Source organism: Actinocrinis sp. (assembly GCF_035938995.1).
Classification (GTDB): domain Bacteria; phylum Actinomycetota; class Actinomycetes; order Streptomycetales; family Catenulisporaceae; genus DASZGI01.
The window spans coordinates 1-7,417 of the sequence record NZ_DASZGI010000010.1 but is presented as its reverse complement, the minus strand read 5'-3'; the positions used below and the strand labels follow the sequence as shown (position 1 = coordinate 7,417).

The window sequence follows — 7,417 nt, the reverse complement described above, 5'->3', positions numbered from 1 at the left end:
GCGAGCTTCGCGGCCGAACCCTCGGGGCCGGGCTGCCCGGCGGCGAGCGACTGCCGCAATCGCGCAGCGGTCAGGCGCGTCGCCTCCGCTTCGACCCAAAGGCGCATCAGCGTGTCGTGCGCGGCGGCGGTGCGCAGTTCGGGCCGCTCCCGCCAAGCTTTCGCGACGACGCCGATCACGCCTCCCTCGCGCGGCGATGAGCCACCGCCGATCGCGACGCGCTCGTTCATCAGCGTGGTGCGCGCCACGGCCCAGCCGTCGCCGACCGCGCCGAGCCGGTAGCTGTCCGGGATCTGTACCGCGGTGAGGAAGACCTCGTTGAACTCGGCCTCGCCGGTGATCTGCCGCAGGGGTCTGACTTCGACCCCGGGGGCCGTCATGTCGCAGACGAAGTAGGTCAGGCCCCGATGCTTGGGGACACCGGGATCGGTGCGAGCGATCAGGATTCCCCAACGGGCTTCGTGCGCCATGGACGTCCAGACCTTCTGCCCGTCCACGATCCAGGCCCCGCCTCCGACCGTCTTGTCACCGGCGTCGGGGGCGACCAGGACGGCCCGCGTGGCCAGGCCGGCGAGGTCGGAACCGGCGCCCGGCTCGCTGAACAGCTGGCACCACACCTCTTCGCCGGTCCACAGCGGACGCAGGAAGCGGCGGCGCTGCTCGTCGGTCCCGTGCGCCAGGATCGTCGGCGCGGCCATGCCGAGGCCGATGCCGATCCGGTTCGGGTCGTTCGTCGGCGCGCCCGCCGCATCCAGGGCCTCGTTCGCGACGGCCTGGAACTCGCGCGGCGCGCCCAATCCCCCGAGCCCGACCGGGAAATGCACCCAGGCAAGCCCGGCATCGAACCGCGCGCGCAGGAAATCGAGTCGCGCGGTGGTGCGCGGGTCGTGCGCCTCAAGCAGGTCGCGCACTCGCCGCAGAACGTCTTCGGCGGTCACCGTCCCGGCATCGGTTCCTGCTGGTTCCGTCCCTGATCCGGCCACAGGCGTGGTCACCGTCCCTCTCTCAGCGTGTCCAGTCCGCGGGCGACGAGGGCGGGAACCATCGCTCCCATGTTCTCGAATCCCGGGCCGACCGTCTTGCCCTGCAAGAAGCGGAAGTGGATGCCTTCCGCGATGACCGCCAGCTTGAAGTAGCCGAACGCGATGTACCACGGCATCGGCGACACGTCGAGGCCGCTGCGCTCGGCGTAGCGGGCGACGAGCGCGGGCGCGTCCGGGAAGCCGGTCCCCGGATCGACGGCCGAGCTGAACGCGCCGCTGCCGATCGATTCGAGCTCGGACCAGTACACGCACATGATCCCGAGGTCGGCCAGCGGATCGCCGAGCGTCGCCATCTCCCAGTCCAGCACGGCGGCGATCCGGTCGTCCGGGGAGACGATGGCGTTGTCGAGGCGGTAGTCGCCGTGCACGATCGACGCGCGCTGCGGCGCCGGGATGCCGGTACCGAGCGCCGATTGCAGCTCATCGATTCCCGGCACCTCGCGGCTGCGCGAGGCTGCGAGCTGCTTGCCCCACCGTGCGACCTGGCGGTCGAGATAGCCGTCCGGGCGGCCGAAATCCGCGAGCCCGACGGACGCGGGATCGACGGCGTGCAGATCGGCGAGGACGTCCATGAGCGCCCAGGAGATCGCACCGGCGCGCTCGGCGGTGAGAGAAGTGGTCTGCGATCGGTAGCGGTAGACGGCGCCCTCGACGAACTCCATCAGATAGAAGGGCGCGCCGATCGCTTCGGGGTCTGAGCAGAGGAGATAGACCTCGGGGACCGGCACGGCGGTGGGGGCGAGCGCGGACAGCACCCGGAACTCCCGGCCCATGTCGTGCGCCGTGGCCAGCACGTGGCCGAGCGGCGGCCTGCGCAGCACCCAGGTGCGGCCGCCGCTATTGGTGACCGTGTAAGTCAGGTTCGACTTGCCCCCGGCGATGAGCCGCGCGGTGAGCGGAGCGGAGCCGTCGGCGAGGTCGGTTCGGTGCTCGGCCAGAAAGTCCCGAAGCGCGGAGAGGGACAGGCCGGGCGGGTCCGCCGGCGCGCTCGGCTCCCCGTCGCCGCGCATGTCGCCGCCGTCGATGTCATCCTGCGATAGAGGCATGTCTCGGTTCTTCCCTCAACGTCTTCCTCGCGTCGGCTCTTGCGGCACGCACCGCCGGGTGAAACAGTACCGACTAGTCGGTACGTCGACCAGGCCCGGAAGCGACGAGGCTTCGGAAGAGGGACGAGATGATCGCCAGCACCATGCAGGACTACCAGCTCACCGTGTCGGCGATCCTGCGCCACGGTTCCCGGATCTACGGCGGCAGCGAGTGCGTGACCTGGGCCGGGGCGGGTGCCCGGCGCGCCACCTACGCCGAGATCGCCCGCAACGCCGAGCGTCTGGCAGCCGCCCTGACCGAGCTGGGCGTCGGCGCGGGCGACCGGGTCGGGACCTTCTGCTGGAACTCCCAGGAGCACCTCGAGGCATACTTCGCCATCCCCGGTATGGGCGCCGTCCTGCACACCCTCAACATCCGGCTTCCAGCCGACCAGCTCGCGCACATCATCGACCACGGCGGAGACCGGGTCGTCCTCGTCGACGACACCCTCGTCCCGCTGCTCGCGCAGGTGGCCCCGGGGCTGAGCGCGGTCGAGACCTACATCGTCATCGGCGCGGGGGACGCCGGCGCCCTCGAGGCGAGCGCCCCGGCCGGTGCCAAAGTCCTGCGGTACCGGGAGCTGCTCGAGGCCCAGCGGACCCGGTTCGCCTGGCCGGAGCTGGACGAGCGGACCGCCGCGTCCATGTGCTACACCAGCGGCACGACCGGCGACCCGAAGGGCGTCGTCTATTCGCACCGGTCGACGTACCTCCACGCGCTCGCCAGCAACGCCGCCTCCCTCTGCGGCAGCACCGAGGCCGACCGGGTGCTGACGATCGTGCCGATGTTCCACGTGAACGCCTGGGGCTTCCCGTACGGCTGCTTTCTGTCCGGCGCGACCCAGCACATGCCCGGCCCGTTCATGACACCCGACATGCTCACCCGCTTCATCGCCACCGAACGCTCGACGCTCGCGGCCGCCGTCCCCACCATCTGGAACGGCATCCTCGCGTACGGCGAACAGCACAAGATCGACCTGTCCTCCCTGCGCATGGGCACGTCGGGCGGCTCGGCGGCGTCGCGCGCCCTGCTGGAGGCGTTCGACAAGCGCTACAACCTGCGCATCGTGCAGGGGTGGGGCATGACCGAGACCAGCCCGCTCGGCGGCATGTCCCATCCGCCGGCCGAGGTGCCGCACGCCACGCCGGAGGACGTGGAGTGGCGGCTGAACTCGGGCCGGATCGCAGCCGGGGTCGAGATGCGCGTCGTCGGCCTCGACGACGGCAAGCCGCTGCCGTGGGACGGGATTACCGCCGGCGAGATCGAGGTGCGCGGCCCGTGGATCACCGGGTCCTACCACCGCGACCGCGCGCCGGAGAAGTTCCACGACGGCTGGCTGCGCACCGGCGACATCGGCACGATCGACGGGCGCGGCTTCTTCAAGGTCACCGACCGAGTAAAGGATCTGATCAAGTCCGGGGGCGAGTGGATCTCCTCGGTGGATCTGGAGAACCAGCTCCACGGCCACCCGGCGGTGCTCGAGGCGGCGGTCGTCGGCATCCCGGACCCGCGCTGGGAGGAGCGCCCGCTCGCGTGCGTGGTGCTCAGGCCGGGCGAGAACGCGACCGCCGCGGAGCTGGCGGGCTACCTGAGCGGCAAGTTCGCGCGCTGGCAGGTGCCGGAGAACTGGACCTTCATCGCCGAGGTCCCCAAGACGACGGTCGGAAAGTACGACAAGAAGGTGCTCCGGGCGCGGTACCGCGACGGCGAACTGACTGTGGAGCGACTGAACTAGCGGGCCGTCCCCATCTCGGGGACGCCGACGGCCGAGCACGACGGAACCGTGTTCTCCAGAACACATGAGACCACGAGGCGAGAGACATGGACTTCCAACTCAGCACCCTGGCGCGCGACTACCTCGGCCGGCTCCAGGAATTCATGGACGGCTCCGTCTACCCCGCCGAACCGGTCTACGCGGCGCAGCGACGGGTGCTCGCCGAGGCCGGCGACGTGCACGGAGTACCGCCGGTGGTCGAGGAGCTTAAGACCGAGGCCCGCAAGCGCGGCCTGTGGAACCTCTTCCTGCCGGACGCCACCGACCCGCGCCACGGCCTCACCGTCGCCGACTACGCCCCGCTCGCCGAGCTGACCGGCCGCTCGGTGGAGCTCGCGCCCGAGGCGATCAACTGCGCCGCGCCGGACACCGGGAACATGGAGGTGCTGCACCTGTTCGGCACCCCCGCGCAGAAGGAGCGCTGGCTCGAGCCGCTGCTGCGCGGCGAGATCCGCAGCGGCTTCGCCATGACCGAGCCCGACGTCGCCAGCTCGGACGCCTCGAACATCAGGACCCGGATCGACCGCGACGGCGACGAGTACGTGATCAGCGGGCGCAAGTGGTGGACCACCGGGGCCGCGGACCCGCGCTGCCGGATCCTGATCGTGATGGGCAAGACCGACCCCGACGGCCCGGCGCACCGGCAGCAGTCGATGGTGCTCGTCCCGCTCGACGCGCCGGGAGTGAAGGTCGTGCGGTCGCTGCCCGTGTTCGGGTACCACGACCAGCACGGCCACGCCGAGATCGAGTTCGACGACGTACGTGTGCCCGTCGAAAACCTGATCGGCGAGGAGGGCGGCGGCTTCGCGATCGCCCAGGCGCGGCTCGGACCCGGCCGCATCCACCACTGCATGCGGGCCATCGGCATTGCGGAGCGCGCGCTCGAGCTGATGTGCGAGCGGGCGGCGTCCCGGGTCGCGTTCGGCAAGCCGGTGGCCGCGCAGGGCGTGGTGCAGCAGTGGATCGCCGAGTCGCGGATGGCGATCGAGCAGGCGCGGCTGCTGACGCTCAAGACCGCATGGATGATCGACAGGTACAGCACCAAGACGGCGCGCGTCGAGATCGCGGCGATCAAGGTGGTGGTCCCGCGGGTCGCCCTCGACGTGGTGGACAAGGCGATCCAGGTCCACGGCGGGGCGGGGGTCAGCGACGACACCCCGCTGGCCGGGATGTGGGCCGCGCTGCGCACGCTGCGGATCGCCGACGGGCCGGACGAGGTACACGTGCGCTCGGTCGCGCGCACCGAACTGGCTCCGTACCTGGCCCGCACCGGCTGGAGTGTCCCCGATCATGGCTAGTCTTAACGCCATGCCACGTCCCTCGACGAATGACGCGCAGGTCGCCGAGCCGTTCGCCGGCCTGCGCGGGCTGCCGGTCCCCGAGCGGCTGCTGGCCGTCTCGGTCCGGCTCTTCGCCGAGCAGGGCTTCGAGGGCACGTCGGTCCAGGAGATCGTGGCCGCGGCGGGGGTCACCAAGGGGGCGATGTACCACTACTTCGCCTCCAAGGACGATCTGCTGTACGAGATCTACCATCGGCTGCTGAGTTTGCAGACCGAGCGGCTGAACTCGCTCGCGGACGGGCCGGGCGACGCCGCCGACCGGGTGCGCGCGGTCGCCGAGGACGTGGTGGAGACGACGCTCGGCTCGATCGACGAGGCGATCGTCTTCTTCCGCTCGATGCACATGCTGCCCGCCGACAAGCGGGCCCAGGTGCGGGCCGAGCGCCGCCGCTATCACGAGCGGTTCCGCACCCTCGTGGAGGAGGGGCAGCGTGAGGGAGTCTTCCGGGCGGACGTCTCGGCGGACATCGTCACCCACTACTTCTACGGGGCCGTGAACCACCTCGGGACCTGGTACCACCGGGACGGGGGCCTGAGCCGGCGGCAGGTCGCTGAGCACTACGCGGATCTCGTGCTCGGCGGCCTGATCAAGAACTGACGAACGGCACCGCCGCCTACCCGGATCGCCCGACGACGCGTTCGCACTGCCGATCCCACTCGTGCCACCGGACGCCAAAATGACCGGTCGTCTTAACCCGTGCATGAACGGTACCCACGTTCCCGATACACGGGATGACGACCGGTCGTCTTAACCCGTGCATGACCGGCACCCACCTTCCCGATACGCGGGATGACGACCGGTCGTCTTAACGCCTGAATCACCAGATACCGCGCTGGCGGCCAGCGTCCCCCTCCCGGATCACCGGATATCGCGCGAAACCGCGCGTCCGGCGAACAAAGCCGTCCGCGTCCTGGCCATACCGTCCAGTCGGTACTACGCTCACGCCGCCGCACGAGGAAGTGCGGCAGACCTTGGCCCAGGAGGAATCCGTGTCCACGTCGACCCTGGAAGGAACCACCTCCCCGCTGCCCCAGCCGGCCCGCTCGCCCCGTCTGTGGAATCGGCAGCTGACCAGCTACCCCGCGACCACGACCCGCTACGCGTATCTGGCCATCGTGGTGCTCGCGACGATCGTCCTGTACTACCAGCTGTACATCCAGTACGCGGTGTCCACGCCGATCATCACCCACTTCAACATGACGTTCACATACTTCGTGTACGTCTCCGTGGTGGCCAACGCGGTCGGCGCCTTCGCCTCGCTGCTCGCCGGCCTGGCCGATCGCTGGGGCCGCGCCAACCTCACCGTCTACGGCTTGCTCATCGTCGGCCTGCTGGTCGCCTTCGCCGTGCCGAACGCCGGCTCCAAGGGCGTGTACCTGGCCCTGATCACCATCGTCGGCTTCGTCGAGGGCGTCATCCTGGTGACCACCCCGGCCCTGGTGCGCGACTTCTCCCCGCAGCTCGGCCGCGCCTCCGCGATGGGGTACTGGACGATGGGGCCGGTCGTCGGCAGCCTGGTCGTCACCGGCGTCACCAGCCACACCTTCACCGGCTCGACCACCTTTCAGGACGAGTTCCGGTACGCGGGCTGGTCCGGCCTGATCGTGTTCGTCATCGCGCTGTTCGGCCTGCGCGAGCTCTCCCCGCAGCTGCGCGACCAGATCATGGTCACCCTGCGGGACCGTGCGCTGGTCGAGGCGCGGGCGAAGGGCCTCGACGTGGCGGCCGCGCTGAAGGGCCAGTGGCGGCAGATGCTGCGCGGCGACGTCATCGGCTCGGCGCTCGCGATCAGCCTCTTCCTGCTGCTCTACTTCGCCGCGGTCGGCTCGTTCACCGTCTACTACGTCACCACGTTCAACTACTCGGTCCAACGCACCGCCGGACTGCTGAACTGGTACTGGGGCGCGAACGCGATCAGCCTGGTCGTGATCGGCCTGCTGTCCGACCTGTCGAAGGTGCGCAAGCCGTTCATGCTCGTCGGCGCACTCGCCTCGATCGGCGTGCTGATCCCCTTCGCCCTCGCCGCGACCAGGCCGTCCACGAGCTACTACACTTTCGCCCTGCTCGTGGCCGGGATCGGCATCTTCGGCGGGATGACCTACGCGCCCTGGATGGCGAGCTTCACCGAGACGGTCGAGGCGCGAAACCCGGCGGCGACCGCGACCGGGCTGGC

6 protein-coding genes are annotated in these 7,417 nt (G+C 70.1%); 4 read left to right on the top strand and 2 right to left on the bottom strand.

Annotated features, from left to right (window positions below):
• Both VGZ32_RS00620 and VGZ32_RS00615 read right to left on the bottom strand, forming a co-directional pair.
• Positions 1-938 (bottom strand): acyl-CoA dehydrogenase family protein (locus VGZ32_RS00620; protein WP_326883750.1); only part of this gene is annotated, 938 nt, incomplete at its 3' end.
• Between the two features lie 53 nt (positions 939-991).
• On the bottom strand, positions 992-2,053 hold the full coding sequence (locus VGZ32_RS00615; protein WP_414642436.1) for a phosphotransferase family protein: 1,062 nt from the start codon (positions 2,051-2,053) through the stop codon (positions 992-994).
• A 164-nt stretch (positions 2,054-2,217) separates the two neighbouring features.
• Here VGZ32_RS00615 and VGZ32_RS00610 point away from each other — a divergent pair, with 164 nt between their 5' ends.
• From VGZ32_RS00610 to VGZ32_RS00595, 4 genes are all read left to right on the top strand, one after another.
• The gene (locus VGZ32_RS00610) at positions 2,218-3,864 is read left to right on the top strand and encodes a long-chain fatty acid--CoA ligase (protein ID WP_326883748.1); all 1,647 of its coding nucleotides are present in this window, start codon (positions 2,218-2,220) and stop codon (positions 3,862-3,864) included.
• A gap of 86 nt (positions 3,865-3,950) precedes the next feature.
• Positions 3,951-5,201 carry an acyl-CoA dehydrogenase family protein gene (locus VGZ32_RS00605; protein ID WP_326883747.1) on the top strand — a complete coding sequence of 417 codons (1,251 nt, stop codon included), beginning with the start codon at positions 3,951-3,953 and terminating at the stop codon, positions 5,199-5,201.
• Positions 5,202-5,211: 10 nt separating this feature from the next.
• Positions 5,212-5,841 carry a TetR/AcrR family transcriptional regulator gene (locus VGZ32_RS00600; protein ID WP_326883746.1) on the top strand — a complete coding sequence of 210 codons (630 nt, stop codon included), beginning with the start codon at positions 5,212-5,214 and terminating at the stop codon, positions 5,839-5,841.
• Positions 5,842-6,233: 392 nt separating this feature from the next.
• On the top strand, positions 6,234-7,417 hold a 1,184-nt coding region (locus tag VGZ32_RS00595; protein ID WP_326883745.1), incomplete at its 3' end, for an MFS transporter.

Coding starts and splice junctions, on each gene's coding strand:
- VGZ32_RS00615 (WP_414642436.1), bottom strand. CDS start 2,053: ATGCGCGGCGACGGGGAGCCGAGCGCGCCGGCGGACCCGCCCGGCCTG.
- VGZ32_RS00600 (WP_326883746.1), top strand. CDS start 5,212: ATGCCACGTCCCTCGACGAATGACGCGCAGGTCGCCGAGCCGTTCGCC.
- VGZ32_RS00605 (WP_326883747.1), top strand. CDS start 3,951: ATGGACTTCCAACTCAGCACCCTGGCGCGCGACTACCTCGGCCGGCTC.
- VGZ32_RS00610 (WP_326883748.1), top strand. CDS start 2,218: ATGATCGCCAGCACCATGCAGGACTACCAGCTCACCGTGTCGGCGATC.